The following is a 26,360-nucleotide window of genomic DNA, read 5'->3' as shown; positions in this document are numbered from 1 at the left end:
GTGTCTGGCGAGGTACATCGACCTGAGAGATCGAGTCGATTGTGAATTCGTCAAAACCAGATCCGCTCGATTAGGCAGTCGCAAGAGCGGGATTCGATCGATTATGGATTCGATGAAGACCCTTCAGGTCGGCGTAGCTCCCCAATATCCCCCAATCAGTCCCCTCTCCCCCTGGGAGAGGGCTAGGCGGGCGGCGTTCCGATGAGGGCATCGGCGGACTAGCCAATCAACCCTCTTCCAGCCACCAGCGCAGCGGCTTGCCTTCAGCCGGCCAGAAGCGCATCTGCTCGATCGGCGAGATATCCCAGCGCTCGACGTGTTCCAGCGCCTGCAGGAAGCGTTGTTCCTGCTCCATCAACGCTGGTGCACAGAGTTTGCGGGTCTTGCCGATCTTGCCGAAGGTCAGCTTGTCGCCGTCCAGCGTATACGGCGCAAACCAATGGTTGCAGCCGCCGTTGCCGTAGGCGCGGCCATCATCGCCCAGGGTCACGGTCAGATGGCTGTAATCCATCAGCGGGCGCTCGCCGATCCACTCCAGAATGTAGCTGCGGTTCTGTTGCAGTTGCACAGGCTCTGCCGCGCAACCCACCAGACCCACACCGACCATAGCGGTCAGGGCAAGCCGTTTCATCACGCAGGCTCCTGGCATTTCGGGCACAGGTGCTTTTCGCCCACGGCTTTCCAGCCCAGCTCGGCGATGCGCGCGGTGGCCGCCGGTTTCTCTGCGGCCTTGCCGAGTTTGGCGTCCACGGCAAATTCGAAGCTCAGCTCTTTGGCGCAGCTGTCGCAATTGACCTGCCAGGTGTGGATCGCCAGTTCGCCGAACACCGGGCCAGTGGTCATCGCGGTCCATTGGCCCGGCGGGTTGATCAGGTGGCGGACGGTTTCAACGGTCAGGCGCATGGACAAGTCCTTGCTGCCTTTGAGGGTGACCAACAGCGCGTCACCGATGCGAATCGAGCCACCATTGCCGGTGACCTGATAGCGGCCCGGAACGAGGGCGCGGCATTCGGTGAGGGTGTGTTGCGGGTTCATCAGGGTATAGCGGAAATCGTGTTCGACCATGGGTCCTCCAAATATGCGCGACATGCTAGCACGGGGTTGATTGCAGAATGATGCGCGCGTGCGACCTTCGATCCGGTTCAAATACCGCGACACTCATGGCAAACTGCCGGCCTCGAATCTGAAGGAACGGAACATGGCGCTGATCGAATGTTATGAATGCAAAAAGAGCATCAGCTCCGAAGCCTCGGCCTGCATTCATTGTGGAGCTCCGATGGCGGAGCAAACCGCTCACGCCCAGGCGCAGGCAACTGCGGCCCCGGCTCAGCCTTCGACGATTTCTTTTGGCAGTCTGCCGCGTAACAAGGCTGTGCCCGAAGTCACTGCTCCAGCGCCTGAACCGCAACCTTTACCGAAAGTCATGCCGGCCGCCGCACGGCGTCGGCGCCAGCAGCCAACCGAGCAACCGGCCACAGAGCAGGCCAATGCCGACGGCAGTCGTCCGGTGGAAGGCTGGCTGAAGATCATGATCTTCCTGCTGCCGATGTTTTTCGTCTGGTTCCTGCTGCGCTACGGCCACTCGATGAAACAGCGCTTTTTTGGTTTCGGCTGGCTGGCGATGCTGATTCTGGCGTCTTCGCTTTCACCGAAATAAGCGCAAAAAACCTCAGCCCTCGACCTGGTTCTGTGGCGTTCCCGCCGCCCAGGTCGCGATGTTGTGCAGGGTGGTTGCGGCAATTGCACCCAGCGCTTCGCGGGTCAGAAAGGCCTGATGCGCGGTGATGATCACGTTGGGAAAGGTCAGCAATCGCGCCAGCACATCGTCCTGCAAAGGCAGGTCGGAGCGATCCTCGAAAAACAGTTGTGCCTCTTCCTCATAGACATCCAGCCCCAGATAGCCGAGTTGGCCGTCCTTCAATGCATCGATCAGTGCCGGTGTGTCGACCAGCCCACCACGGCCGGTATTGATAAGCATGGCGCCCGCCTGCATGTGCGCCAGTGAATCGCGGTTGATCAGGTGTTTACTTTGCTCGTTGAGCGGACAGTGCAGGCTGATGATCCGCGACTGTGCGAGCAGTTCCGGCAGGCTCAGGTAACGCGCACCCAACGCCAGAACATCGGGGTTGGGGAAGGGATCGTAAGCCAGTAGCTCACAACCGAAACCGTGCATGATTTTCGCGAACGTGGCGCCGATCTGTCCGGTGCCGACAATCCCCACGGTTTTGCCGACCAGGTCGAAACCGGTCAGGCCATGGAGGCTGAAATCGCCTTCACGGGTGCGGTTATAGGCACGGTGCAGGCGACGGTTGAGGGCCAGGATCAGCGCCACGGCGTGTTCGGCCACCGCATGCGGCGAGTAGGCCGGCACGCGCACCACGGCCAGTCCGAGACGTTTCGCTGCGGCCAGATCGACATGGTTGTAGCCCGCCGAGCGCAGGGCAATCAGACGCGTGCCGCCCGCAGCCAGGCGCTCCAGCACGGGAGCGCTGAGATCATCATTGATGAACGCACAGACCACTTCATGTCTATCGGCCAGCGCTGCCGTATCGAGGCTGAGCCGGGCCGCTTGAAAGTGCAGCTCGATACCTGCCGGGCAAGCGGCGGCGAGAAAGCTGTCGCGGTCATAGGTCTGGCTGCTGAAAACGAGCGTGCGCATGAAATCCTCCTGGAACATCGACACGGATTGAATCACCCGAACCCACTTTAGCGCTGCCGGTGTTGGCCGGCATTGCCGTGGATCAGGCGCTGATCTTCGCTTGTGCCGCGAGCCGGTTGATCGCGCGCTCCAGTTCTTCCAGCGCTGCCACGGCCTTGGGGTCGTCCTGCTTGAGCAGGGTTTCGCTGCGCTGGCAGGCCGCGCGCAATTGCGGTACGCCGCAATAACGGGTGGCACCGTGCAGGCGATGGACGCGTTCGATCAATGCATTCTGGTCGCGGTTTTCGCACGCCGCGCGGATGGCCTCGCGGTCGGCTTCCAGTGAGGCGAGCAACATGGCCAGCATGTCTGCCGCCAGATCAGCCTTGCCGGCGGCCAGGCGCAAACCTTCCTCGTGATCGAGCACCGGCAGTTCATTATTGCCCGCCGCGCTGTCGCTGATCCGCTCCGGCCCTTGATTGCGCAAGGCCAGGCCGGTCCATTTCAGCACCACCTGCGCCAGTTGCCGTTCGCTGATCGGTTTGGTCAGGTAATCGTCCATGCCGCTTTGCAGCAACGCGCGTTTTTCGTTGGCCATGGCGTGGGCGGTGAGGGCGACGATCGGCAGCGGCGTGCAGTGCCGCTCGCTTTCCCACTGGCGAATGGTTTCGGTGCTCTGGCGGCCGTCCATGCCCGGCATCTGCACGTCCATCAACACCAGATCGAAGGACTCGCTTTGTACGGCTTTGACCGCCGCGTAGCCACTTTCCACCGCAAGTACCTTGGCGCCCATGTCTTCGAGCAGGGTTTGCACCAGCAGCAGGTTGGCCGGGTTGTCGTCGACACAGAGCACTTTCGGCGCGCGGCTCGACAGCGGTTCCCCTGGCTCATTGCGCGGCTGGCGCGGGTTGACCAGATCGGCCAGCGCACGACGCAGTTTGCGTGTGCAGGCCGGCTTGGCTTGCAACTGACTGTGCGGGTTCGGCACCGACAGATGGAACAGCGTCTGTTCGGTGGTCGGGCACAGCACCAGCACTTTGCAGCCGAGGTGTTCGAGGTCCCAGATGTGCTGATTCAAACGCTCGGGCAGCATGTCGTTGCTGGTGATGCCGATGACCGCCAGATCAATCGCCTGATCGGTCTGGTGCGCGCCGGTGACGCCATTGGTCAAGGTTTCCAGCGTATTGAACGGCGTGACATCGAGGCCGCAATCTTCCAGTTGATGTTGCAAGGCCTGACGCGCCAGTTCATGACTTTCCAGTACTGCCACGCGGCGCCCGAGTAGCGGCGGGGCCGGCAAGTCTTCGGCGTCGTCACGGGTTTTCGGCAGGCTCAGGCTGATCCAGAATTCCGAGCCTTCGCCGGGTGTGCTGTCGACGCCGATTTCACCACCCATCTGCTCAATCAGACGCTTGGAAATCACCAGCCCCAGGCCGGTGCCGCCCGGTTGCCGCGACAGCGAGTTGTCGGCCTGACTGAAGGCCTGGAACAACGCGCGCACGTCCTGATTCGACAGGCCGATGCCGGTGTCCTGAATGCTGATGCGCAACTGCACGCTGTCTTCGTGTTCATCTTCAAGCATCGCGCGGGCAACGATGGTGCCTTCGCGGGTGAACTTGATTGCGTTGCTGACCAGGTTGGTGAGGATCTGCTTCAGGCGTAACGGGTCACCGACCAGCGACAGCGGCGTGTCGCGGTAGACCAGACTGACCAGCTCCAATTGCTTGGCGTGTGCGGCGGGGGCGAGGATGGTCAGGGTGTCCTGCAACAGGTCGCGCAGGTTGAACGGAATATGGTCGAGCACCAGTTTGCCCGCCTCGATTTTCGAGAAGTCGAGGATCTCGTTGATGATCCCCAGCAGGCTGTCGGCAGACTTTTCGATGGTGCCCAGATAATCGAGCTGGCGCGGGGTCAGTTCGCTTTTCTGCAACAGGTGCGTGAAGCCGAGAATGCCGTTGAGCGGCGTGCGGATCTCGTGGCTCATGTTGGCGAGGAATTCGGATTTGATCCGGCTCGCCTCCAGCGCTTCTTTGCGCGCCAGGTCCAGTTCGATGTTCTGGATCTCGATGGTTTCCAGGTTCTGGCGCACGTCTTCGGTGGCCTGATCGACACTGTGTTGCAGTTCTTCGCGGGCGTTCTGCAAGGTGCCGGCCATGCGATTGATCCCGGAGGCCAGCTCATCCAGCTCTTGGCTGCCAAGTGGCGGCAAACGCGTTTCCAGATGGCCGTCCTTGAGTTGCGCGACGGCTTGTTTGATCTGGCTCAGCGGCCGGTTGATGGTGCGGCCCATGCGCAACGCCAGCAGGGCGGCGCCCGCCAGACCGGCGGCAATCAGCAGCAGGCTGGCAAACAGGCTGCGATAACCGCGCAGCAACATGCCGTTATGCGACAGCTCCAATTCGACCCAGCCAAGCAGTCGCTCGGATTCTTCCGGGATCAGTTCGCCGGCGAGGTTGCGATGTTTGCCGAACACCGGCATCAGGTAACGCGTCGCGTCATTGCCGCTGCGCCGTTGCAAATGCGCGCTGTCGCCGCTCGGTGCCTGATTGAGCATGGTCGGGCCGGCATGCGCCAGCGGCGAGCGGTCCGGGGCGAGGAAGGTCACCGCGCGCACGTCCGGCTGTTCAAGGGATTGCGTGGCGATGCGCTCCAGCAATTCGCTGTTGCCATGGCCCATGGCGGGTGCCACCAGCGGCGCCAGTTGCTCGGCAATCATTTCGCCGCGCTGCATCAATTGGGTCTGCAAGTCGGCCTGCTGCGTCCAGGTGAAATAACCACCCAGCACCAGCGCCATCAGGCTGGTCGGCAACAAGGTCAGCAATAACACGCGACCTTTGATTCCCAGTTTCTTGAGCACGCCTATCTCCTGCATCCCGCTGATCTGTTGACTCATGCGTGCATCCGGCACGCGACATTGGCGCAGTGTAGCGATTTGCTCGCGGGCAATCTCCGGAAAAATGCGCTCGCGTCGGGGCAGGGCGTCGCTGCTCGTTGGTCAGCTCGGTCAACCTTGAGTTGCCCGATGCCCGGCAATCTTGAATAATCAGTCTCAACTGAGAATTACTTGCAGATACTCATGACTCCTGTTTCCGCTGGCCAGCCACGCATTCTCTCCATCGAAGACGATCCGGTACTCGGCGCCTATGTTCACGAACATCTGGGCCGCAGCGGCTTTCAGGTGACCTGGTGCCAGAACGGTCAGGAAGGCCTGAACATCGCCACGCGCCAGCCGTTCGACGTGGTGCTGATGGATATTCTCTTGCCGGGCCTGGACGGTTTGCAGGTGTTGACGCAATTGCGCCAGAGCCATTCGACACCGGTACTGCTGATGTCGGCCCTCGGCGCCGAGGCGGATCGCATCAGCGGTTTCCGTCTCGGTGCTGACGATTATTTACCCAAGCCGTTCAGCATGGCCGAGTTGCATGTGCGCATCGAAGCGATCCTGCGCCGGGTTGCGCTGGATCGGCGCCCGGCAGCGCTGGCGGCGCCAGTGGCGGTCGGTACGCTGCGATTCGATGACGAACAGTGCGATGTGTTTTTCCGCGAACAACCCGCCGGGCTGACCCGCAGCGAATTCCGTTTGCTCGAAACCCTCAATCGCAACGAAGAGGAAGTGCTGAGCAAAGCCTTCCTTTATCAGCACGTTTTGCAGCGCGGCTACGCGGCCCACGATCGCAGCCTCGACATGCATATCAGCCAGATCCGCCGCAAACTGAAAGCCATCGGTTACACCGAGCGTGAAGTGCGCACCGTCTGGGGCAAGGGTTACGTGTTGAGCGCCGCTGATGAAACGCTCTGAACTGCCGGGGCGGCATTCACTGTTCTGGAAACTGGCGTTTCTGCTGGTCGCATTTTGTCTGCTGATGATCTGGCTGAGCTGGTCGTGGGGCCGTTATATGGAGGAGCGCAACCAGTTCCTCTCCGACGAAGCGCGCGGCACCCTGACGCGTTACGCCGCGCAAGCGGAACAGGCCTGGCAGCACGGCGGCCGCAGCGGGGTCGATGACTGGTTGCAGAGCATGGAGTTGCGTGAAGCCAGTTGGGTCGGTGTGATCGGTGGCAACTTACAGTCGCTGAGCAATGATCCGCTGAATGATCAGGAAATTCAGCACCTGACCTTCTTGCGTGGGCTCGACTGGCCGATCCACAAGAAAGGCCGCCCGTGGTTGCGTATTCCTTTCCCCAAAGAGCCGTCTGCCGGCAGCCTGGTGATCGAATTGCCCGAACGATTTGTTCCGGGTAAGTACCGGGTGTTCTGGCGCGTCATCACCAACGGCGTGATTCCAGGTCTGTTCACGTTATTGCTGTGTGTCGGTCTGTACCGCTTGCTGGTCGTGCCCCTGAACAACCTGCGCGAACAGGCTAACGCCTGGCGTGCCGATCAATTGAATGTGCGGCTGTCGAGCGGTATCACCCAGCGCCCGGATGAACTCGGCGAGCTGGCGCGGGCGTTCGACTCCATGTCCGAGCGCCTGCAATCCACCGTCGCCCTGCAACAGCAATTGCTCCGCGATCTGTCCCACGAATTGCGCACACCGCTGAGCCGCCTGCGCGTCGCCAGCGAAAGCGAGCAAGATTTAGTGCAGCTACGCGAACGTATCGGTCGCGAAGTCGACGGTATGCAACGCTTGGTCGAAGACACCCTGCAACTGGCCTGGCTCGATACTGACCGCTCGCCATTGCCCGACGAGGCGATCCAGATTCAGGCCCTGTGGGAAATGCTCACCGACAATGCCTGTTATGAAAGCGGCTGGCCGAGTCTGCAATTGCAGTGTTCGGTCGAGGCGTCGTGCTGGGTGCGCGGCAACTTGAATACCCTGGCGCAGGCGCTGGAGAACATTTTGCGCAACGCGATTCGGCATTCGCCTGCGGGCGGGATTGTGCGGCTCGATGGACGGCGCGATGGCGATTACTGGCACCTGTGGCTGGAAGATCAGGGCGGCGGCGTAGCGGAAGGGGATCTGGAACGGATCTTCTCGCCGTTCACTCGGCTCGACGGCTCGCGGCCCGGTGATGGTGGTTTTGGCTTGGGGCTGAGCATCGCGCGCAATGCCGTGCAGCGTCAGGGCGGGAGTATTTGGGCGGAAAATAGCGGGGCAGGGTTGCGGTTGAATTTGCGGTTGCTGGCGGATGACGGTGTTGCGCCGACTGACGCCTTCGCGAGCAGGCTCGCTCCCACATTGGAACTCGGTTCGCCGCAGATTGTGTGATCAACAGTTAATAGTGTCATCACTGCTGACACTATTCTGCGAATGACACTACTCCCTGTGGGAGCGATCCTGCTCGCGAAGAGGCCATACGCATCACCGCCAATTAAGATGACCCACCGTAAAAGTCGCACCACTGGTGCGACTTTCAATCCCTTATTCCCATAAACCATAAGCACCGCACTTTGCGTGATATGGCCTGCGCGGGTTTGCCGGTATGATAGGCGCCCCCGCACGTCTGGATTGCGAATACGCCATGACCTTGCAGTACCCAACCATCGCCGATTGCGTCGGCAACACGCCGCTGGTGCGTTTGCAGCGCCTGCCCGGTGCTACCAGCAACACCCTATTGCTCAAGCTCGAAGGGAATAACCCGGCGGGTTCGGTCAAGGACCGTCCGGCGTTGTCGATGATCACCCGCGCCGAGTTGCGCGGGCAGATCCACGCCGGCGATACGCTGATCGAAGCGACCTCGGGTAACACCGGGATCGCGCTGGCCATGGCCGCTGCGATCAAGGGTTACAAGATGATCCTGATCATGCCGGACAACTCCAGCGCCGAGCGTAAAGCGGCGATGACCGCGTACGGTGCCGAGCTGATTCTGGTCAGCCAGGAAGAAGGCATGGAAGGCGCCCGCGACCTTGCGCAGCGGATGGAAGCCGAAGGCCGTGGCAAGGTGCTCGATCAGTTCGCCAATGGCGACAATCCTGAGGCGCACTACACCACCACAGGTCCGGAAATCTGGCGTCAGACCCAGGGCACCATTACCCATTTCGTCAGTTCGATGGGCACCACCGGCACCATCATGGGCGTGTCGCGCTACTTGAAAGAGCAGAGCGACAGCGTGCAGATCGTCGGTCTGCAACCGATGGAAGGCTCGGCCATTCCCGGCATCCGCCGCTGGCCGCAGGAATACCTGCCGAAAATTTATCAGGCCGACCGCGTCGACCGTATCGTCGACATGGCGCAAAGCGAGGCCGAGGACGTGACCCGTCGTCTGGCCCGCGAAGAAGGTATCTTCTGCGGCGTGTCCTCGGGCGGTGCGGTGGCAGCGATGTTGCGCCTGTCCAAAGAAGTTGAAAACGCGGTGATCGTCGCGATCATCTGCGACCGTGGCGACCGTTACCTGTCGACCGGCATTTTCGACGCGCCCAACTGATGGCCAAGCACGAGAGAGGCCTGCGCTTCCAGCCCACGGGTGGGAGCAAGGCCGCGCAAATTCCGACCGGCAAAAAACAGCGCTTGAGCATCGAGCGCCTGGCCAATGACGGTCGCGGTATCGCGTTTTTCGAAGGCAAAACCTGGTTCGTCCTCGGCGCCCTCGCCGGCGAAGAGGTCGAAGCGCGGGTGCTCGGCGCCCACGGCAAAGTGGTCGAGGCGCGCACCGAGCGGGTGTTCAAGGCCAGCGAACTGCGTCGCCCGGCACCGTGTCAGCACGCCGGTCGTTGTGGCGGTTGCAGCGTCCAGCATTTGCCCCACAGCGAACAGCTTGCCCTGAAACAGCGCATGCTCGCCGAGCAATTGTCGCGTGTCGCCGGTGTCGAACCTGAAGCGTGGGCAGCGCCGCTGACCGGTCCCGAATTCGGCTATCGCCGTCGCGCCCGCATCGCGGTGCGCTGGGACATGAAGGCGAAGAAACTCGAAGTCGGTTTCCGTGCCGCCGGCAGCCAGGACATCGTCGCGATCAACGAATGCCCGGTGCTGGTACAGCCCTTGCAACCGATCATGACCCGTTTGCCGGAGATGCTCCGTCGTTTGAGCAAACCGCAAGCATTGGGCCATGTCGAGTTGTTCAGTGGCTCGTCACTGGCGGTGCTGCTGCGGCACATGGCGCCGTTGTCGGAAGCGGATCTGACCATTCTCAAGGAATTCTGCCAGTTCCATGAAGCGCAATTATGGCTGCATGGCGAAGGCGAGCCGCAACCGGTCGATGCGACCCAGGCGCTGGGCTATCGCCTGGAACAGTGGGATCTGGATCTGGCGTACCGCCCGGGTGACTTCATCCAGGTCAACGCCGGCGTCAACGAAGCCATGGTTGCGCAAGCGCTGGACTGGCTGAAACCCGGTAGCGACGAGCGCGTGCTGGATCTGTTCTGCGGCCTGGGCAACTTTGCCTTGCCGCTGGCCAAAACCGTTCGGGAAGTGGTAGCGGTCGAAGGCGTGCAGACCATGGTTGATCGCGCTGAAGCCAACGCCGCTAGTAACAATTTGCATAACACAAAGTTTTTTCAAGCCGATTTATCCCAGCCTTTGACCGATGCCCAGTGGATCGGAAACGGCTTTTCTGCGGTACTCTTGGACCCACCGCGTGACGGTGCTTTCGAGGTAGTTCGCAAGCTGGCGACCCTGGGTGCCAAACGGTTGGTGTATGTGTCGTGCAACCCTGCAACTCTGGCGCGCGATACGGTCGAATTGATCAAGCAGGGCTACCGGTTAAAACGTGCCGGGATTCTCGATATGTTTCCTCAGACGGCACATGTCGAGGCCATGGCGTTATTTGAAGCGAGCCAGGATGGCTCGTCTGAATCCGCCTGATCTGTCCGCGCAGCGCTCGCTTTAGCCCCGCGAGCGCAAACGGGCAACAAGGATCAGCGATTTGACGCATTGAATCTGCGTCGTAGGGAAGGTAAAGCAAGATGGTACAGGTGAGAGCACACCAGCCGATCAACACTGACGGCAGTATCAATCTCGAGGCTTGGCTCGATCACGCGGTCAGTGTCGATCTGGCACTGGATCGCGAAGCCTTGAAAGAAGCCTGCGAGTTCGCTCGCGAGGCCGAACAACAATCCAATGCCAGGAAGAATCTGTGGGCCGAAGGCTCCGGCAGCTTCAGTACTGGCCTGGAAATCGCCGAGATTCTCGCCGACCTCAAGCTCGATCAGGATTCGCTGGTCGCAGCGGTCCTGTATCGCGGCGTGCGTGAAGGCCAGATCGAACTCGCGGCCGTCGGCCAGCGCTTCGGCCCGGTGGTGGCCAAACTGATCGACGGCGTGCAGCGCATGGCCGCCATCAGTGCCAGCCTCAGCCCGCGTCAGTCGATGGTTATGGGCACGCAAGGGCAGGTGGAAAACCTGCGCAAGATGCTGGTGGCGATGGTCGATGACGTTCGCGTTGCCCTGATCAAACTCGCCGAACGCACCTGCGCCATTCGTGCGGTGAAAACCGCCGACGACGAAAAGCGTAACCGCGTCGCCCGCGAAGTCTTCGACATTTATGCGCCGCTCGCGCACCGCCTCGGCATCGGTCATATCAAATGGGAACTGGAGGACTTGTCCTTCCGTTATCTCGAGCCGGATCAATACAAGCAGATTGCCAAGTTGCTCCACGAGCGACGGCTGGACCGTGAGCGTTTCATCGCCGATGTGATGACCCAGCTCAAGGATGAATTGCAAGCCACCGGCGTCGATGCCGACATCAGCGGCCGGGCCAAACACATCTATTCCATCTGGCGCAAAATGCAACGCAAGGGTCTGGAATTCAGCCAGATCTACGACGTGCGTGCGGTGCGCGTGCTGGTCCCGGAAATGCGCGACTGCTACACCGCGCTGGGTATCGTCCACACCTTGTGGCGGCACATCCCGAAAGAATTCGACGACTATATCGCCAACCCGAAAGAGAACGGCTACCGCTCGCTGCACACGGCGGTGATCGGCCCTGAGGGTAAAGTGCTCGAGGTGCAGATCCGTACGCACTCGATGCACGAAGAAGCCGAGCTCGGCGTCTGCGCGCACTGGCGCTACAAGGGCACCGACGTCAAATCCGGCTCGAACCACTACGAAGAGAAAATCTCCTGGCTGCGACAGGTCCTCGAGTGGCACGAAGAGCTGGGCGATATCGGTGGTCTGGCCGAACAACTGCGCGTCGATATCGAGCCGGATCGGGTCTACATCTTCACCCCCGATGGCCACGCCATCGACTTGCCGAAGGGCGCGACACCGCTGGACTTCGCTTATCGCGTGCACACCGAGATCGGCCACAACTGCCGTGGCGCGAAGATCAACGGGCGCATCGTGCCGCTCAACTACAGCCTGCAGACCGGTGAGCAGGTCGAGATCATCACCAGCAAGCACGGTACGCCGAGCCGCGACTGGCTGAACTCGAATCTCGGTTACGTCACTACCTCGCGGGCGCGGGCGAAGATCGTTCACTGGTTCAAATTGCAGGCGCGCGATCAGAACGTTGCCGCCGGTAAAACCCTGATCGAGCGCGAACTGACGCGCCTCGGCCTGCCAGCGGTGGACTTCGACAAGCTGGCCGACAAGGCCAACATGAAAACCGCCGAAGACATGTTCGCCGCCCTCGGTGCCGGCGACCTGCGTCTGGCGCAACTGGTCAACCTCGCGCAGCAACTGGTCGAACCGGAACGCGGCAACGAGCAGCTAGAACTGATTCCGCGCAAGGCCACCGGCTACAAACCGGGCAAGCGTGGCGATATTCAGATTCAGGGCGTCGGCAACCTGATGACGCAGATGGCCGGCTGCTGCCAGCCGCTGCCGGGCGATGCGATCGTTGGTTACATCACTCAGGGTCGTGGCGTGAGCATTCACCGTCAGGACTGCGCCTCGGTGCTGCAACTGGGCGGACGCGAGCCGGAGCGGATCATCCAGGTCAGCTGGGGCCCGGTGCCGGTGCTCACCTACCCGGTGGACATTGTCATCCGCGCCTACGACCGTTCCGGTCTGCTGCGTGACGTCTCGCAGGTATTGCTCAACGAGCGTATCAACGTGCTCGCGGTCAACACCCGCTCGAACAAGGAAGACAACACCGCGCTGATGTCCCTGACCATTGAGATCCCGGGACTGGATGCACTGGGGCGGTTGCTCGGGCGGATTTCGCAGTTGCCGAACATCATCGAAACGCGGCGTAACCGCACCCCTTGAAGATGACTTCGATTGATCGTTCCCACGCTCCGCGTGGGAATGCCTCTAGGGACGCTCTGCGTCCAGTGACGCGGAGCGTCACGGGCTGCATTCCCACGCAGAGCGTGGGAACGATCAAGATCGCAGAAAGGGTTGAGTGAGATTTTGTATGTACAGCCTTGAAGACCTGCTCCACCTGATGAACCGTCTGCGCGATCCGCAATACGGTTGCCCGTGGGACATCAAGCAAACCTACGCGACCATCGTTCCGCACACCCTCGAAGAAGCCTACGAAGTGGCCGACGCCATCGAGCGCGGCGACTTCGATCACTTGCAGGGCGAGCTGGGCGATCTGCTGTTCCAAGTGGTGTATTACAGCCAGTTGGCCAGGGAAGAAGGGCGTTTCGAATTTGCCGGGGTGATCGACAGCATCACCCGCAAACTGATCCGTCGTCATCCCCACGTGTTCCCCACCGGTGATCTCTACGCACCGCTGGATGTGCCGCGCTTGAGTGAAGAACAGGTCAACCAGCGCTGGGAAGAGATCAAGGCTGAAGAGCGCGCCGAGAAATCTGCCGCGCCCGAGCAACTGTCACTGCTCGATGACGTGCCGGCGACGTTGCCGGCATTGTCGCGTTCGGCCAAGTTGCAGAAGCGCGCAGGCCAGGTCGGTTTCGACTGGCCAGACGCCTTGCCGGTGCTCGACAAGGTGCGTGAAGAACTCGATGAAGTCCTCGAAGCCATGTCCGAAAACGATCCCGTCGCCGTGGCTGACGAGATCGGCGATCTGCTGTTTTCCGTGGTCAACCTGGCCCGGCATCTGAAGGTCGACCCGGAAACTGCGCTGCGTGGCGCCAACGGCAAGTTCGAAAGACGTTTCCGATTTATCGAACAGGCATTGCGCGACACCCACCGTCCCATAGAAGATTGCACCCTCGAAGAGTTGGACGCCCTGTGGGGTGAAGCCAAACGTCAGGAAAAGAATTTGCCCGGCTGCGGCTGAGCCACTGCCCAAGTGAGTAAGCACCATGAGTATTTCCCTTCGCGACCAGTTGCTCAAAGCAGGCCTGGTCAACCAAAAGCAGGCCAAGCAGGTCAGCAAGGACAAGCAGAAGCAGCAACGTCTGGCGCACAAAGGTCAGATCGAACTGGATGACTCGCAGCAGCGTGCCGCCCAGGAAGCCATGGCTGAGAAGGTCAAGCGTGACCAGGAGCTGAACCGCCAGCAGAAAGAGAAAGCCGAAGCCAAGGCGCGTGCAGCACAGGTCAAGCAACTGATCGAAGTCTCGCGTCTGCCGAAGCTGACCACCGAGGACTACTACAACTTCGTCGACGACAAGAAGGTCAAGCGCATCTCGGTCAACACGCTGATGCGCAACAAGCTCAGCAGCGGTTCGCTGGCGATCGTGCACCATGCCGGCGGCTACGAAGTGATCCCGCGTGAAGCGGCCCTGAAGATCCAGGAGCGCGATCCACAGCGCATCGTCCAGCTCAACGTGCAGACCGAAGAGGTCAGCACCGAGGACGATCCGTACGCGGCGTATCAGATCCCTGATGATCTGATGTGGTAAATCGATAAAGCTGTAATAACGACAAACCCCGCTCATGGCGGGGTTTGTCGTTTTCAATGCTGTGGTTGAATCAGGAGGAACGGGTTTCGCGTTGTTGCTCTTGCACTTCGAGTTCGGCCTTGTAGTTGTGGGCATCGATCTCGTTGTGGAACATGCCGACCAGCAAGTCTTGTTGATGCACGTCCCAGATGCGGATACCGGCGGCTACGCCTTCGTGGGACATGTGTGAATCGTCGCGTTCAGTTACTTTTACAGTCATCTGCTAGCTCCAAATCTCAAGTTATCTGCAGCAAGGCGTGTGCAGGACTCTTTTATATGATTTGTTAGCTTGCTAAGTAAACGCTTGATTTGCGCAAGGTGTTATTGCGTTTTTTGCAACAGTGCTGCAGCCCGCGTAATCCGCGACATTCGGTCGCAGGGCGGTAAGTTTCATGACAGAAGTTTCATCTCCAGAACGCTCTGGATCCCTGTGGGAGCTGGCTTGCCAGCGATGACGTCGGCACAGCAAGCATCTTCGTTGCCTGACACTCCGCTATCGCTGGCAAGCCAGCTCCCACAGGGATCAGCGGTGTCCCGGCTATTTTCTGCAGACGAAAAAAAACGCCCCGAACCAGTCGGGGCGTTTTCATGTGTGGCTCAAGCGGGGGGAATTACTTGCCTTCCCAGCGCTTCAGTACCAGCGTGGCGTTGGTGCCGCCGAAGCCGAAGCTGTTGCTCATCACAGTGTTGATGGTGGCGTTCTCGCGGGTCTTGGTCAGCACCGGCAGGTCGGCCACTTCAGGGTCCAGCTCGTCGATGTTGGCGGAGCCGGCAATGAAGTTGCCTTCCATCATCAGCATGCAGTAGATCGCTTCGTGAACGCCGGCGGCGCCCAGGGAGTGACCGGACAGGCTCTTGGTCGAGCTGATCGCCGGTGCCTTGTCGCCGAACACTTCACGCACACCTTTCATTTCCGCGACGTCGCCGACCGGAGTCGAGGTGCCGTGGGTGTTCAGGTAGTCGATAGGCGTATCAACGGTGGACATCGCCATCTGCATGCAGCGGATCGCGCCTTCGCCACTTGGGGCAACCATGTCGTAGCCGTCGGACGTTGCGCCGTAGCCAACGATTTCGGCGTAGATTTTCGCGCCACGGGCCAGAGCGTGTTCCAGCTCTTCAACCACGACCATGCCGCCACCGCCAGCGATGACGAAACCGTCACGGTCGGCGTCGTAGGCACGGGAAGCTTGTTCTGGGGTGTCGTTACGCTTGCTGGACAGAGCGCCCATTGCGTCGAACAGGAACGACTGGCTCCAGTGCTCTTCTTCACCGCCACCGGCGAAAACGATGTCCTGTTTGCCCATCTGGATCTGTTCCATGGCAGTACCGATGCAGTGAGCACTGGTGGCGCAGGCAGATGCGATGGAGTAGTTCAGGCCTTTGATCTTGAATGGCGTGGCCAGGCAAGCGGAAACGGTGCTGCTCATGGTCCGCGTTACACGATACGGGCCAACGCGCTTGACGCCTTTCTCGCGCAGGATGTCCAGCGCTTCCATCTGGTTCAGCGTGGAAGCACCACCGGAACCAGCGATCAGGCCGGTACGCGGGTTGGACACTTGCTCTTCGGTCAGGCCGGAGTCAGTGATGGCGTCTTTCATGGCCAGGTAGGCGTACGCGGCTGCGTGGCCGACGAAGCGATAGATCTTGCGATCGATCAGTTCTTCAAGGTTGAGGTCGATGGAGCCGGAAACCTGGCTACGCAGACCCATTTCAGCATATTCCGGGTTGAACCGGATGCCAGGGCGGCTTGCACGCAGGTTAGCGGAGACGGTCTCTTTGTCATTGCCCAGGCACGAAACGATGCCCAGACCAGTGATAACGACGCGGCGCATGCGAATAACCCTTAGAAGTTGTCAGTGGAGGTGAACACGCCGACGCGAAGGCCTTCGGCGGTGTAGATTTCGCGACCGTCGACAGTCACCGAACCATCGGCAATGGCCAGGTTCAGCTTGCCCTTGAGGACGCGTTTGATATGAATGTTGTAAGTAACTTTCTTGGCGGTCGGCAGCACCTGACCGAAGAACTTCACTTCGCCTGAACCCAGCGCACGGCCACGGCCCGGCAGGCCTTGCCAGCCCAGGAAGAAACCGACCAGTTGCCACATGGCATCCAGACCCAGACAGCCCGGCATCACCGGATCGCCTTCGAAGTGGCACGCGAAGAACCACAGGTCAGGGTTGATATCCAGCTCGGCGACCAATTCACCTTTGCCGTACTTGCCGCCTTCTTCGCTGATCAGGGTGATGCGATCGACCATCAGCATGTTCGGGGCGGGCAGTTGCGCGTTACCTGGGCCGAACAGCTCACCGCGACTGCAGCGCAGCAGATCTTCCCGAGTAAAGGCGTTTTGTTTGGTCATGCGAGCTCCTCAATAATCCCATGCGGCAGGTGGGGCAAATCTTCCCGACCGTTCGAAGCGTTCATGCCTCGAACCGGCAGCCTACTCATAGACTATTGCGTTGTGGTGAAAGTCACAGCACCAAGGACATGAATGTACACTTGTGCACTGAAATTTTTATTCAAGCCCCTTTTGAGGCTCGTTCGGGTGCCTAAGACTGCCGCACTTTCGCTTTTCACGCCAGTCGCAGATGGTCGAAAGGCCCACACTACGACACCCAGCGCTGCAGAATCTGCTGCAGATCATTACGTTTGAACGGCTTCGCCAGATAATCGTTCATGCCCGCCGACAGGCAGGTTTCCCGGTCGCCCTGCAAGGCGTTGGCGGTCAGCGCGATGATCGGCACTTCGCTGCGTCCGGGTAGGCAACGGATCTGTCGGGTGGCCTCATAGCCATCGATGATCGGCAAACGGCAATCCATCAGAATCACTTCGAAGTCGCTGCCCTCGGCGCTGCGCACGGCCTGTGCGCCATCGGTAGCAACACTGACAGTAAAGCCCAGACTGCGCAGCATCGCTTCAATAACTGTCTGGTTCACTGGATTGTCTTCGACCAGCAAGACATTGCGTCCTTCACCATGCTCTTTTCCGTTCAGTGCACGCGGCGCAGCCAGGGGCGGCAGCGCCTGCTTATAGAGTGCCAGCGGAATTTCCAGAGTGAATACCGAACCGCGACCTTCCTCGCTCTGCGCGCGCAAGGTGCCGCCCATGCGTTCGGCCAGCGTGCGGGCGATCGGCAGACCGAGACCGGTGCCGCCATAGCGCCGTGAAATCGAACTGTCGGCCTGCTGGAAGGCATTGAACATCAACTCCAGACTTTCAGAAGAGATACCGATGCCGCTGTCACGCACCGAACAGGTGAACCACAGCAATTCGTGATCCAGCGATTGCCACTGCGCCTCGATGCTGACCCGGCCCTGTTCGGTGAATTTCAGCGCATTGCCAACCAGGTTGACCAGAATCTGCCGGATCCGCGTCGGATCGCCCTGCACCTGCAAACCGCGCATGTCGTCCGGGATCCGCAGATTCAGCGCCAGCCCTCGCTGTACCGCGCTGTGCTGGAACGACTGCGCGCAGGCGCTGATCAGTTCGGCGAGGTTGAAGGGGATGTGCTCCAGTTCCAGCTCCGAGCGTTCGATGCGCGAGAAGTCGAGAATATCGTTGATGACTTTCAGCAGGTGTTCGGTGGATTCCGAGGCGAGTGCGGCGTATTCGACCTGCTCCTCGGTCATCTCGGTGGTTTCCAGCAGTTGCAGCATACCCAGCACGCCGTTCATGGGCGTGCGCAGTTCGTGGCTCATCATCGCCAGGAAGTCCGACTTGGCGTTGTTGGCCTTTTCCGCCTCTTCGCGGGTCTGAATCAGTTGCGCCATGGCTTGATGCTGCTCACGGCTGGCCTGTTCCAGCGCTTGAGCGAGGTTATTGATGTGCTGCGACAGCGCGCCCAGTTCGGTGTCATCGACAATCGGTAGCGGCGTTTTGTAATCTCCGTCCTGAATCGCCTTGACCGCATCGCCGATGTCGCGAATCGGCTGCGACAGGCTGCCGGCCAGGCGTCGTGCCAATACAAAAGTGAAGAGCAGGGCGAACAGCGCGAGAATCCCGGCCTTGAACAGAATCTCCTGCTGGCGCTGGCTGAAGGCATCGTTGGATAAGCCGACGATCACTCGGCCCAGATAGTCCTCGCTGGCCCCGCCGTTGCTGACCTTGCCGTCCTGAAAGAAATCATTGTGCAGGGCGATGCGTTGCAGGCGCACCGGTGCCTGAAACACTTCAACCTGATGCGGGCGGCTGTGCGCGGCGGCGGGCTGTTCGACGTACACCAGAATCCGGTTGGCGCTGTCCTGTATTTCGAGAAAGCGCACGTTGGGCGTGGCCAGTGTCGCTTTGAGCAGGCTTTCCAGCACTTCGTTATTGCCGGAAATCACCCCGTATTCAGTGGCGGGTGCCAGTTGGTTGGCGATCAGTTGGCCGGTGTGGTTCAGCTCCTGGCGCAAATCCTGAATGCGCACAAAGGTAAAGAAGCTGATCAACAACAGGGTCAACAACAGCGCCGGGCCCAGACTGATCAGCTGGGTGCGGGTGTTGATGTCCCAACGGCGACGAAAACTCATGGGCGGCGTTCTCCTTCAGCCAGCGCTTGGGCGACAGACGCTTCATTTAGCGGCTCGATCCCTAGGGAACGAGCGACCTGCGCATTACTTGAGACTTTAAAACGTGCGGGGTAAAGCGTTCGCGGCCAACTGGCCGGCGATTGGTCGAGCAAATGATCGAGCACGGCCAGCCAGTCGTTCTGATCGCTGTAGGTACTCGCCAGGCTGCCGGCGCGGACGAACGCCACGTTGGGACCGACCAGCGCGACTTGCCGTGAATAGCTGCTGAGCAGCAGGTTTTTCGCGGTTTTCGGGTTGTACAGATCGGGGTCGTCGAGGCCGAGTAACACATCGCTGTTCTTCAGCACGGTTTGCAGCGGGCGGCTGTCGTGGATGTTGTCCCAGCGCTGGCTGACGATTTGCAGGTTCAGTGGTTCGGCGGCGAGATTGAGTTCCTTGAGGAGGAATTCGCTGTGTTGATCGAACAGCACGCCGATCCGCTGGGCCTGGGGCAGAATGCGTCGGATCAACTGCAACTGGCGGCTCAGCGGTGGATCACTCCACAGCAAACTCAGGTGCGCCGGTTGCGCGCTGCCGAGGCGCTGGCGCGCTTGCAGACGACTGATGCGCAGCACCAGCGTTGCCGGGCCTTGGGGGTCTTGCAGGCGCCAGTCGAGGCTCGGCAGGTCGAGCAGAATCAGGCGCAGACTGGCAGGCAGTTTTCCCGGTGCCGGCAGACTGGCCAACGGCTGGAAACGCACGTTGTCAGTCGGACGCAATTCGCTGAGTGCCTGGACGAATGCTTGCACGCCAGGACTTTCCTCGGCACCGGTCAACAGAATATCGGCGGCTTGCACCGCCATGCCATGCAGCCATGCGGTCAGAAACAGGCAAACCCCGGCCAGCCAGTGGCCAAGGGTTGGCAGCTTCCGTGACGGCCCGTAGCGCATCCTAGAACTCCAGCTCAGCGCTGAAATACATCACCCGACGCTCGTCGTAATTATTGTCGACGAAGGTGGTCGGCTCATGGTCGAGGCGCTGTTGCAGCACGCCGGCCAGTTGCAGCTGGGCTTTGCCCAGCGGGATGCGTTTGGCGATGCGTGTGTCGACCCGCTCGAAACGGTAGCCATTGAGCGCGTTGTCGCCGTAATAGAAGAGGGCGCTGTTCCAGCCATGGCCCCAATCGCGCAGCCAACCGGCCGAACCGCTATTGCGTGAGGTGAATTGTTGATCCAGCGGATTGCTCGCTTCGGCATCGACGAAGGCGTAGGTGAACCGCAAGCGGTCGGCCAGGCTCACGCGCCAGTCGAGCTGGGTTTCGGCGCCACGAAACCGCGAGCTGTTAGCGTTGCTGGCGATGTATTGGTTGTTACGCAGCGGCTCACTGATCATTCCGGTGATCTCGTCGTAGAACAGCTTCACATCCAGGGCCAGACCCAGCTCGGCGAAATAGCCGTTGTAGCCCAGCTCCCGTGAGCGCATGTGCTCCTGATCGAGATCGCCCGGGCCGCGTGTCTTGACGAAGTAACGCGCCGACGACTGGCCGTAAGCCGAAGGCCGCAGGTTGCTGACCTGATAGCTCCAGTTGACGTTGTTCTCGAACATGTCCGGCGAGCGGATCGCTTCCGAGTAAACCGCGCGCAGGCCGTGGCGCGGGTTGATCAGGTAATTGACGGCAAATCGCGGGGTCAGCGAACTGCCGATCAGTTGCGTGTTTTCGAACATCGCACCGCCCTGCAACAGCCAGTGCTCCGTGGCGCGCCATTCCAGTTGGCCGAACGCGCGCCACGTGGTGTCGTCCAGTGTGCCGTTGAAGTAGGTTTCGGAGTCGGCGCGGTCGTAACGATAGTTCATACCGCTGACCAGACGCAGGCTGTCGGACAGGCTGAGGGTGTCCTGCAATTCGAGGTCGTAACGCGATTCCCGCGCGCTCTGGTCGATGTCGCCGCACAGGGTGCGGCTGGCGCCGTTACGCCATTGCTCGAGCACCTGATTGGCTAGGGCCATTTCTTGCGGAGTGCCGGGCGCCGCGCCGGGGCCGGTGAAGCGGGTGATGTTGCGCGCCAGACGTTCGGTGTAATTCGGATTGAGCTGCCACAGTTGCGTCAGCTCGGGGCTGAATGACACCTCGGCATCACAGGCGCGCCAGGTTTGCTGGCGATCCCAGTGTTGCGCCGAGCCTTGTATATAAAGGCTGTGCTCCGGGTTGATATCGAGGTTCCAGCGCACCGAGCCGGCGTAATCTTTGGCGACTACGTCGGAATTGTTCCCGGCGGCGGTAATCCCTGAGAACACCGGACGATAGGTGTAGGGCCGCTGGTTGCTGCCGTCCTTTGCATTGACCTGCCAGTCGAGGCTTTGGTTATCGCTGAGGGTGTGGCTGACCGCGAGACTGAAACGGTTCAAGCGGCGACTGTCACGATAATCGGCGCCGCTGCGATCGCTGTCGAAGCCGTCGTCTTCTTGCCCGGACAGCGACAGGCGCAGATCGCCGCCATTCCAGCCGGTGCCCTGGCTGGCGTAGAAATCGTTGATGCCGCGCTGACCACGGGTGTACTTCAGCCGTGTACCGTGGCTGTCCGCCGGGTTTCGCGTGATGATATTGACCACCGCCATCAGCGCGTTGGCGCCATAGCTGACAGTGTTGGGGCCGCGAAAAACTTCGATGCGCTCGATGTCTTCCATGGCCACCGGAATATCGCTCCAGTCCACCGTGGACAAACCGGCGCGGTACACCGAGCGGCCGTCGATCAGCACTTGCATGCGCCGTGCTTCGCTGGCGTTGGTGCCGTGGTAATTGACCGCCGCCTGATTGCCGCTGATGTTGCCGACCATCATCCCCGGCACCAGGCGCAGCAGTTCGCTGACATCGCGGGCGCCGCTGGCGTGGATCAGTTCGTTGTCAATTACGGTCATGCTCCCTGGCACTTCCGCCGGGGTTTGTTTCAGGCGCGTGGCAGTCAGCACCTGTGGCAGTGCTTCGTTGTCCATGAACAGGTCGTCGGCCAGCACTAGCGGGCTGAACAGCAGCGCCAGTAAGACGGACGAACGCGGGGACGCAGAGCCAAAAGACACGACACAACCTTGATAGCGAAGAATTGGCGCGCATGTTAACCGAGGGCAGTGACTTTTCCAGTCACGTTGCAGGCATTTTCCTAGGTTTTATTGGTCTTCTTCCTACAAGTGTCGGTAATTGTTGCTGGGGCTGGCCGCGCGTTGGCCGCCCCGTATAATGCCGGCATCGCCACTGGTATGGATTAACGGATTGCATATGACTGAACAGCGCCCGATTGCGGTCCTGGGAGGCGGAAGTTTTGGTACCGCCGTGGCCAATCTTTTGGCCGAGAACGGCCATCAAGTCCGGCAGTGGATGCGTGACCCCGAGCAGGCCGAGGCCATCCGGGTCAATCGCGAAAACCCGCGTTACCTCAAAGGCATCAAGATTCTGCCGGGGGTGACTGCCGTCACCGACCTGCAGGAAACCCTCGACGCCTGCGATTTGTGCTTTGTCGCGCTGCCGTCCAGCGCGTTGCGCACGGTGCTTGCCGCCCACGCCGAGCGGTTGAGCGGCAAGATGCTGGTCAGCCTGACCAAGGGCATCGAAGCCCAGACCTTCAAACTGATGAGCCAGATTCTCGAAGAGATCGCCCCGCAGGCGCGCATCGGCGTGTTGTCCGGGCCGAACCTGGCGCGCGAGATTGCCGAACACGCACTGACCGCCACCGTGGTCGCCAGCGAAGATGAAGAACTGTGTAAAGCCGTGCAAGCCGCGCTGCACGGTCGTACCTTCCGCGTTTACGCCAGTGCTGACCGTTTCGGTGTCGAGTTGGGCGGAGCGTTGAAAAACGTTTACGCGATCATCGCCGGCATGGCGGTGGCGCTGGAGATGGGCGAGAACACCAAGAGCATGCTGATCACCCGGGCACTGGCGGAAATGACCCGTTTTGCGGTGAATCAGGGCGCTAACCCCATGACCTTCCTCGGTCTGGCCGGTGTCGGCGATCTGATCGTGACCTGTTCGTCGCCGAAGAGTCGCAACTATCAAGTCGGTTTTGCGCTGGGTCAGGGCTTGAGTCTCGACGAAGCGGTGTCACGTCTCGGTGAAGTCGCTGAAGGGGTCAACACCTTGAAGGTGCTCAAGGCCAAGTCTCAGGAAGTCGACGTGTACATGCCACTGGTCGCCGGGCTGCATGCGATCCTCTTTGAAGGACGCACGCTGGAGCAGGTGATCGGTCTACTGATGCGGGCCGAGCCGAAAACCGACGTCGACTTTATTTCCACCAGTGGTTTCAACTGAGTGAGCCGGGAGTAGCAAGCCATGAACGATCCGAAAACCGAAGCCAAGTACGAATCCATCCTTCTGCGCGTGTTGTGGATGATCGTCTACGTGCTGGTCTGGCAAGTGGCGCAGTTCATCCTCGGCGCGGTGGTGCTGGTGCAACTGATCTATCGTTTGATCTATGGCGCCCCGAGCGCCAGCCTGATGAATTTCGGCGACAGCCTGAGCCAGTTTCTGGCGCAGATCGGCCGTTTCGGCAGTTTCCACAGCGACCAGAAACCGTGGCCGTTCGCCGACTGGCCAACCCCGCGTACTCCGGAAGGTGAAGCGCCGCACGCCGTCGCACCGGCACCGCATCCGGTTCGAGATGAGGAACCCAAGCTATGAAACTCTGGGTATTACGTCACGGTGAAGCCGTGCCTTACGGCTCGTGCCCCGACTCCGAACGGGAACTGACCGATCACGGCCGTAAAGAAGTCTTGAACAGCGCGGCCCATTTGATCGGCCAACCGCTGACGGCGATCTACGCCAGCCCTTATCTGCGCGCGCAACAGACTGCGCAGATAGTTCGTGAGGCGCTGGGTTTTGAGCCGGAGATTCGCACGGTCGAGTGGCTGACGCCGGAGGTTGATCCGGACAAGGTCACCGATCAACTGGTGTCGGTGAGCAACGTCCTGCTGGTCAGTCACAACCCGCTGGTGGGCAATCTGCTGAGTTATCTGCAACATGGCGCCGGGTATCCGCCGGAGAAGGTCAGTACTGCCGGGTTGGCTGAGCTGGAAAGCCCTGAACTGCTGATCGGCTCGATGAACCTCAACAGCCTCAAACATCCCTGAAGTTGTAAACACCGACCCTGTAGGCCTTCGCCTGCTCGCGATAGCGGTATATCAGTCGCTATTTATGTCGACTGACAACCCGCTATCGCGAGCAGGCGAAGGCCTACAGGTACTGCGTACACCATGAAATTATTTGTGTGAATTTTCCAACCAAGCACTTGCTTGGTTGACTACGCTTGCTCCAGACCCAAAAAACAGGAGCGAGTCGCATGTCTGCCGCCTTCCGTTTGCCGCTGGACGTGTTCTACGAACGTGAAGCCCGGTACCCGCGCCAGCGCTTCCTCGTGCAGCCCATTGGCGGCAGCCAGGTCGAGACGCTGAGCTGGGCGGATGTCGGCCATCAGGCCCGCTGCGCCGCACATTGGTTGCGTGCGCGGGAGTTGCCGCAGGGCAGCCATATCGCCCTGATCTCGAAAAACTGCGCGCACTGGATCATCGCCGACCTGGCGATCTGGATGGCCGGGCACGTCTCGGTTCCGTTGTATCCCAACCTCACTGCCGACTCCGTTGCGCAAGTGCTCAATCATTCGGAAAGCGCGCTGGCCTTCATCGGCAAGCTCGACGACTGGCCGGGCATGTGCAAAGGCGTGCCGGCGGATCTGCCGACCATTAGTCTGCCACTGCACCCGCCCGGGGATTTCGATTTCAGTTGGGCGGACTTGCAGCGCAGCTCGCCAATTCAGGACGATCCACGTCCGGCGGCCGAGCAATTGGCGACGATCATTTACACCTCCGGCACCACCGGCCTGCCCAAAGGCGTGATGCACAGTTTTGCCAATCTCGGTTTCGCCACCACCCGCGGCACGCAACTGTTCGGGCTTAACGAGAACGATCGATTGCTCTCGTACTTGCCGCTGTGCCACGTCGCCGAGCGCATGTTCGTGGAACTGGCGTCGATCTACACCGGGCAGACGGTTTTCTTCGCCGAGAGCCTTGAGACCTTCATCACTGACCTGCAGCGAGCACGGCCGACCGCGATGTTCGGTGTGCCGCGCATCTGGACCAAATTCCAGATGGGCGTGTACAGCAAGATCCCGGCGAAACGTCTGGATTTTCTTCTCGGCCTGCCATTCATTGGCAAGCGCGTTGGTCACAAGGTACTGGCAGGCCTGGGGCTGGATGCTTTGCGCGTGGCGTTATCCGGCGCCGCGCCGGTGCCGCAGACCTTGCTCGCCTGGTATCAGAAACTTGGCCTGGATGTGCTGGAGGTCTACGGTATGACCGAGAGTTGCGGCTACTCGCACATCTGTCTGCCGGGGCAATACAAGCAGGGTTGGATCGGCAAGCCGTGTCCGGATGTCGAAGTACGCATCGATGAGTCGGGCGAGGTGCAGGTGAGCAGTCAGGCGAACATGCTCGGCTATTTCAAGGAACCGCAGAAAACCGCCGAAACGTTGACCGAGGACGGCTTTCTGCGCACCGGTGACAAGGGCGAACAGGATGCTGAAGGGCGCCTGCGCCTGACTGGCCGACTCAAGGAGATCTTCAAGACCAGCAAGGGCAAATATGTTGCCCCGGCACCGATCGAAAATCGCTTGGCCGTGCATTCGCGGATCGAACAGGTGTGTGTGGTCGGTGATGGCCTGAGTGCGCCGCTGGGTTTGTGTGTGCTGTCCACGGTCAATCAGGAAGAGGGCCGGGCGAGCCTGCACTCGAGCCTGGAAAAACTCTTGGAGGAGGTCAACGCCGTACTCGACAAGCATGAACGCCTGCGCCGGTTGGTGGTGGTCAAGGACAGTTGGGCGGTGGAAAACGGCTTCCTCACGCCAACCCTGAAGATCAAGCGCAACGTCATCGAAGACACCTATGGCGCGCGTTTCGAAGAATGGAGCGAGCGCAGCGAGGCGGTGCTGTGGCAGGATTGAGCGACCACTAAAACAATAAAGGAAGTCTGCGATGAGCTTGTGGCGTACCACTCCGAACATCGAGCAGTTGAACGCAATCCAGAAGAACACCATCGGCGAAGTGCTGGACATCCGCTTCGAAGCGTTCGACGAAGAATCGCTGACCGCGAGCATGGTCATCGACCATCGTACCCATCAGCCCTACGGTTTGTTGCACGGCGGCGCCTCGGTGGTACTGGCGGAAACCGTCGGTTCGATGGCCAGCTATCTGTGCATCGATGCCAGCAAGTTTTACTGCGTGGGACTTGAGATCAACGCCAACCATCTGCGCGGCTTGCGCAGTGGGCGGGTGACGGCGGTGGCTAAGCCGATTCACATCGGTCGCACGACTCATGTGTGGGATATCCGTTTGACCAGCGATGAAGGCAAGGCCAGTTGTGTGTCGCGGTTGACCATGGCGGTGGTACCGCTGGGTGAGCAGCCACCCTCACCCTAACCCTCTCCCAGAGGGAGAGGGGACTGACCGAGTGGTTTATTCGAAGTACATCGACCTGAGATACCGAGTCGAATACAGATTCGGAAAAGCATGCAGATCGG

The 26,360-nt window shown here is 60.4% G+C and carries 23 protein-coding genes; 13 read left to right on the top strand and 10 right to left on the bottom strand.

What is annotated here, in order from left to right; all coding sequences use genetic code 11:
* Positions 1-226: 226 nt before the first annotated feature.
* Positions 227-631 (bottom strand): META domain-containing protein, encoded by a 405-nt coding sequence (locus tag LOY43_RS21025; RefSeq protein WP_093442194.1) that lies wholly within the window; start codon positions 629-631, stop codon positions 227-229.
* On the bottom strand, positions 631-1,065 hold the full coding sequence (locus tag LOY43_RS21020) for a hypothetical protein (RefSeq protein WP_095051061.1): 435 nt from the start codon (positions 1,063-1,065) through the stop codon (positions 631-633). Before LOY43_RS21020 ends, LOY43_RS21025 begins: the two co-directional genes overlap by 1 nt.
* 133 nt (positions 1,066-1,198) lie before the next feature.
* On the opposite strand from LOY43_RS21020, the gene LOY43_RS21015 reads away from it, so the two are divergent.
* Entirely contained in the window at positions 1,199-1,657 is a 459-nt protein-coding gene (locus tag LOY43_RS21015; RefSeq protein ID WP_095051074.1) for a hypothetical protein, read from the top strand.
* A 12-nt stretch (positions 1,658-1,669) separates the two neighbouring features.
* Here the strand turns inward: LOY43_RS21015 and LOY43_RS21010 are convergent, their stop codons facing one another.
* Both LOY43_RS21010 and LOY43_RS21005 read right to left on the bottom strand, forming a co-directional pair.
* A complete protein-coding gene (locus LOY43_RS21010) occupies positions 1,670-2,659 on the bottom strand; it encodes a 2-hydroxyacid dehydrogenase (protein WP_258708679.1) in 990 nt (329 codons plus the stop codon).
* Positions 2,660-2,741: 82 nt separating this feature from the next.
* Complete coding sequence (locus tag LOY43_RS21005) at positions 2,742-5,495, bottom strand: response regulator (RefSeq protein ID WP_095051076.1); 2,754 nt, start codon at positions 5,493-5,495, stop codon at positions 2,742-2,744.
* 219 nt (positions 5,496-5,714) lie between these two features.
* Here LOY43_RS21005 and LOY43_RS21000 point away from each other — a divergent pair, with 219 nt between their 5' ends.
* The 7 genes from LOY43_RS21000 to LOY43_RS20970 all read left to right on the top strand — a co-directional run bounded on the left by LOY43_RS21000 (position 5,715) and on the right by LOY43_RS20970 (position 14,275).
* The gene (locus tag LOY43_RS21000) at positions 5,715-6,437 is read left to right on the top strand and encodes a response regulator transcription factor (protein WP_220556851.1); all 723 of its coding nucleotides are present in this window, start codon (positions 5,715-5,717) and stop codon (positions 6,435-6,437) included.
* Entirely contained in the window at positions 6,424-7,848 is a 1,425-nt protein-coding gene (locus tag LOY43_RS20995; RefSeq protein WP_258708678.1) for a sensor histidine kinase, read from the top strand. The genes LOY43_RS21000 and LOY43_RS20995 overlap by 14 nt, the downstream gene beginning before the upstream one ends.
* Positions 7,849-8,101: 253 nt before the next feature.
* Positions 8,102-9,004, top strand: a complete 903-nt coding sequence (gene cysM, locus LOY43_RS20990) for a cysteine synthase CysM (protein WP_026000780.1) — start codon at positions 8,102-8,104, stop codon at positions 9,002-9,004.
* Positions 9,004-10,380, top strand: a complete 1,377-nt coding sequence (gene rlmD / locus LOY43_RS20985; RefSeq protein ID WP_095051064.1) for a 23S rRNA (uracil(1939)-C(5))-methyltransferase RlmD — start codon at positions 9,004-9,006, stop codon at positions 10,378-10,380. The genes cysM and rlmD overlap by 1 nt, the downstream gene beginning before the upstream one ends.
* Positions 10,381-10,481: 101 nt before the next feature.
* A complete protein-coding gene (gene relA, locus LOY43_RS20980) occupies positions 10,482-12,725 on the top strand; it encodes a GTP diphosphokinase (RefSeq protein ID WP_077574114.1) in 2,244 nt (747 codons plus the stop codon).
* 148 nt (positions 12,726-12,873) lie between these two features.
* Entirely contained in the window at positions 12,874-13,707 is an 834-nt protein-coding gene (mazG, locus tag LOY43_RS20975) for a nucleoside triphosphate pyrophosphohydrolase (RefSeq protein ID WP_258708677.1), read from the top strand.
* 25 nt (positions 13,708-13,732) lie between these two features.
* Complete coding sequence (locus LOY43_RS20970) at positions 13,733-14,275, top strand: DUF2058 domain-containing protein (RefSeq protein ID WP_016987455.1); 543 nt, start codon at positions 13,733-13,735, stop codon at positions 14,273-14,275.
* A 70-nt stretch (positions 14,276-14,345) separates the two neighbouring features.
* Here the strand turns inward: LOY43_RS20970 and LOY43_RS20965 are convergent, their stop codons facing one another.
* The 6 genes from LOY43_RS20965 to LOY43_RS20940 form a co-directional block, all read right to left on the bottom strand.
* Positions 14,346-14,534 carry a hypothetical protein gene (locus LOY43_RS20965; protein ID WP_077574113.1) on the bottom strand — a complete coding sequence of 63 codons (189 nt, stop codon included), beginning with the start codon at positions 14,532-14,534 and terminating at the stop codon, positions 14,346-14,348.
* Between the two features lie 391 nt (positions 14,535-14,925).
* Positions 14,926-16,146 (bottom strand): beta-ketoacyl-ACP synthase I, encoded by a 1,221-nt coding sequence (gene fabB / locus LOY43_RS20960; RefSeq protein WP_007968959.1) that lies wholly within the window; start codon positions 16,144-16,146, stop codon positions 14,926-14,928.
* Between the two features lie 11 nt (positions 16,147-16,157).
* Entirely contained in the window at positions 16,158-16,673 is a 516-nt protein-coding gene (fabA, locus tag LOY43_RS20955; protein WP_003227150.1) for a 3-hydroxyacyl-[acyl-carrier-protein] dehydratase FabA, read from the bottom strand.
* Positions 16,674-16,920: 247 nt separating this feature from the next.
* Complete coding sequence (locus tag LOY43_RS20950; protein WP_095125218.1) at positions 16,921-18,825, bottom strand: ATP-binding protein; 1,905 nt, start codon at positions 18,823-18,825, stop codon at positions 16,921-16,923.
* Positions 18,822-19,754 carry an ABC transporter substrate-binding protein gene (locus tag LOY43_RS20945; RefSeq protein WP_258708676.1) on the bottom strand — a complete coding sequence of 311 codons (933 nt, stop codon included), beginning with the start codon at positions 19,752-19,754 and terminating at the stop codon, positions 18,822-18,824. The genes LOY43_RS20950 and LOY43_RS20945 overlap by 4 nt, the downstream gene beginning before the upstream one ends.
* A 1-nt stretch (position 19,755) precedes the next feature.
* Positions 19,756-21,879, bottom strand: a complete 2,124-nt coding sequence (locus LOY43_RS20940) for a TonB-dependent siderophore receptor (RefSeq protein WP_220556847.1) — start codon at positions 21,877-21,879, stop codon at positions 19,756-19,758.
* A gap of 196 nt (positions 21,880-22,075) precedes the next feature.
* Between LOY43_RS20940 and LOY43_RS20935 the strand changes: the two genes are divergently transcribed.
* The 5 genes from LOY43_RS20935 (at position 22,076) to LOY43_RS20915 (ending at position 26,259) form a co-directional block, all read left to right on the top strand.
* Positions 22,076-23,101 (top strand): NAD(P)H-dependent glycerol-3-phosphate dehydrogenase, encoded by a 1,026-nt coding sequence (locus LOY43_RS20935; protein WP_258708675.1) that lies wholly within the window; start codon positions 22,076-22,078, stop codon positions 23,099-23,101.
* Positions 23,102-23,122: 21 nt separating this feature from the next.
* Positions 23,123-23,470, top strand: coding sequence for a DUF4389 domain-containing protein (locus tag LOY43_RS20930; RefSeq protein WP_008087808.1), 348 nt, complete (start codon positions 23,123-23,125; stop codon positions 23,468-23,470).
* Entirely contained in the window at positions 23,467-23,919 is a 453-nt protein-coding gene (gene sixA, locus LOY43_RS20925; RefSeq protein WP_095051068.1) for a phosphohistidine phosphatase SixA, read from the top strand. The genes LOY43_RS20930 and sixA overlap by 4 nt, the downstream gene beginning before the upstream one ends.
* Before the next feature lie 209 nt (positions 23,920-24,128).
* A complete protein-coding gene (locus tag LOY43_RS20920; protein ID WP_258708674.1) occupies positions 24,129-25,784 on the top strand; it encodes an AMP-binding protein in 1,656 nt (551 codons plus the stop codon).
* A gap of 31 nt (positions 25,785-25,815) precedes the next feature.
* Positions 25,816-26,259, top strand: coding sequence for a hotdog fold thioesterase (locus LOY43_RS20915; protein WP_095051070.1), 444 nt, complete (start codon positions 25,816-25,818; stop codon positions 26,257-26,259).
* Positions 26,260-26,360 lie beyond the last annotated feature (101 nt).

Source organism: Pseudomonas sp. B21-041 (genome assembly GCF_024748675.1).
Taxonomy (GTDB): Bacteria; Pseudomonadota; Gammaproteobacteria; order Pseudomonadales; family Pseudomonadaceae; genus Aquipseudomonas; species Aquipseudomonas neuropathica.
This window is presented reverse-complemented; position numbering and strand designations above follow the sequence as displayed.

What these genes read in the sequence shown, in the direction of transcription:
- LOY43_RS21025 (WP_093442194.1), bottom strand. Translation starts at nt 631, where the DNA reads ATGAAACGGCTTGCCCTGACCGCTATGGTCGGTGTGGGTCTGGTGGGT.
- LOY43_RS21020 (WP_095051061.1), bottom strand. Translation starts at nt 1,065, where the DNA reads ATGGTCGAACACGATTTCCGCTATACCCTGATGAACCCGCAACACACC.
- LOY43_RS21015 (WP_095051074.1), top strand. Translation starts at nt 1,199, where the DNA reads ATGGCGCTGATCGAATGTTATGAATGCAAAAAGAGCATCAGCTCCGAA.
- LOY43_RS21010 (WP_258708679.1), bottom strand. Translation starts at nt 2,659, where the DNA reads ATGCGCACGCTCGTTTTCAGCAGCCAGACCTATGACCGCGACAGCTTT.
- LOY43_RS21000 (WP_220556851.1), top strand. Translation starts at nt 5,715, where the DNA reads ATGACTCCTGTTTCCGCTGGCCAGCCACGCATTCTCTCCATCGAAGAC.
- LOY43_RS20995 (WP_258708678.1), top strand. Translation starts at nt 6,424, where the DNA reads ATGAAACGCTCTGAACTGCCGGGGCGGCATTCACTGTTCTGGAAACTG.
- cysM (WP_026000780.1), top strand. Translation starts at nt 8,102, where the DNA reads ATGACCTTGCAGTACCCAACCATCGCCGATTGCGTCGGCAACACGCCG.
- rlmD (WP_095051064.1), top strand. Translation starts at nt 9,004, where the DNA reads ATGGCCAAGCACGAGAGAGGCCTGCGCTTCCAGCCCACGGGTGGGAGC.
- relA (WP_077574114.1), top strand. Translation starts at nt 10,482, where the DNA reads ATGGTACAGGTGAGAGCACACCAGCCGATCAACACTGACGGCAGTATC.
- mazG (WP_258708677.1), top strand. Translation starts at nt 12,874, where the DNA reads ATGTACAGCCTTGAAGACCTGCTCCACCTGATGAACCGTCTGCGCGAT.
- LOY43_RS20970 (WP_016987455.1), top strand. Translation starts at nt 13,733, where the DNA reads ATGAGTATTTCCCTTCGCGACCAGTTGCTCAAAGCAGGCCTGGTCAAC.
- LOY43_RS20965 (WP_077574113.1), bottom strand. Translation starts at nt 14,534, where the DNA reads ATGACTGTAAAAGTAACTGAACGCGACGATTCACACATGTCCCACGAA.
- fabB (WP_007968959.1), bottom strand. Translation starts at nt 16,146, where the DNA reads ATGCGCCGCGTCGTTATCACTGGTCTGGGCATCGTTTCGTGCCTGGGC.
- fabA (WP_003227150.1), bottom strand. Translation starts at nt 16,673, where the DNA reads ATGACCAAACAAAACGCCTTTACTCGGGAAGATCTGCTGCGCTGCAGT.
- LOY43_RS20950 (WP_095125218.1), bottom strand. Translation starts at nt 18,825, where the DNA reads ATGAGTTTTCGTCGCCGTTGGGACATCAACACCCGCACCCAGCTGATC.
- LOY43_RS20945 (WP_258708676.1), bottom strand. Translation starts at nt 19,754, where the DNA reads ATGCGCTACGGGCCGTCACGGAAGCTGCCAACCCTTGGCCACTGGCTG.
- LOY43_RS20935 (WP_258708675.1), top strand. Translation starts at nt 22,076, where the DNA reads ATGACTGAACAGCGCCCGATTGCGGTCCTGGGAGGCGGAAGTTTTGGT.
- LOY43_RS20930 (WP_008087808.1), top strand. Translation starts at nt 23,123, where the DNA reads ATGAACGATCCGAAAACCGAAGCCAAGTACGAATCCATCCTTCTGCGC.
- sixA (WP_095051068.1), top strand. Translation starts at nt 23,467, where the DNA reads ATGAAACTCTGGGTATTACGTCACGGTGAAGCCGTGCCTTACGGCTCG.
- LOY43_RS20920 (WP_258708674.1), top strand. Translation starts at nt 24,129, where the DNA reads ATGTCTGCCGCCTTCCGTTTGCCGCTGGACGTGTTCTACGAACGTGAA.
- LOY43_RS20915 (WP_095051070.1), top strand. Translation starts at nt 25,816, where the DNA reads ATGAGCTTGTGGCGTACCACTCCGAACATCGAGCAGTTGAACGCAATC.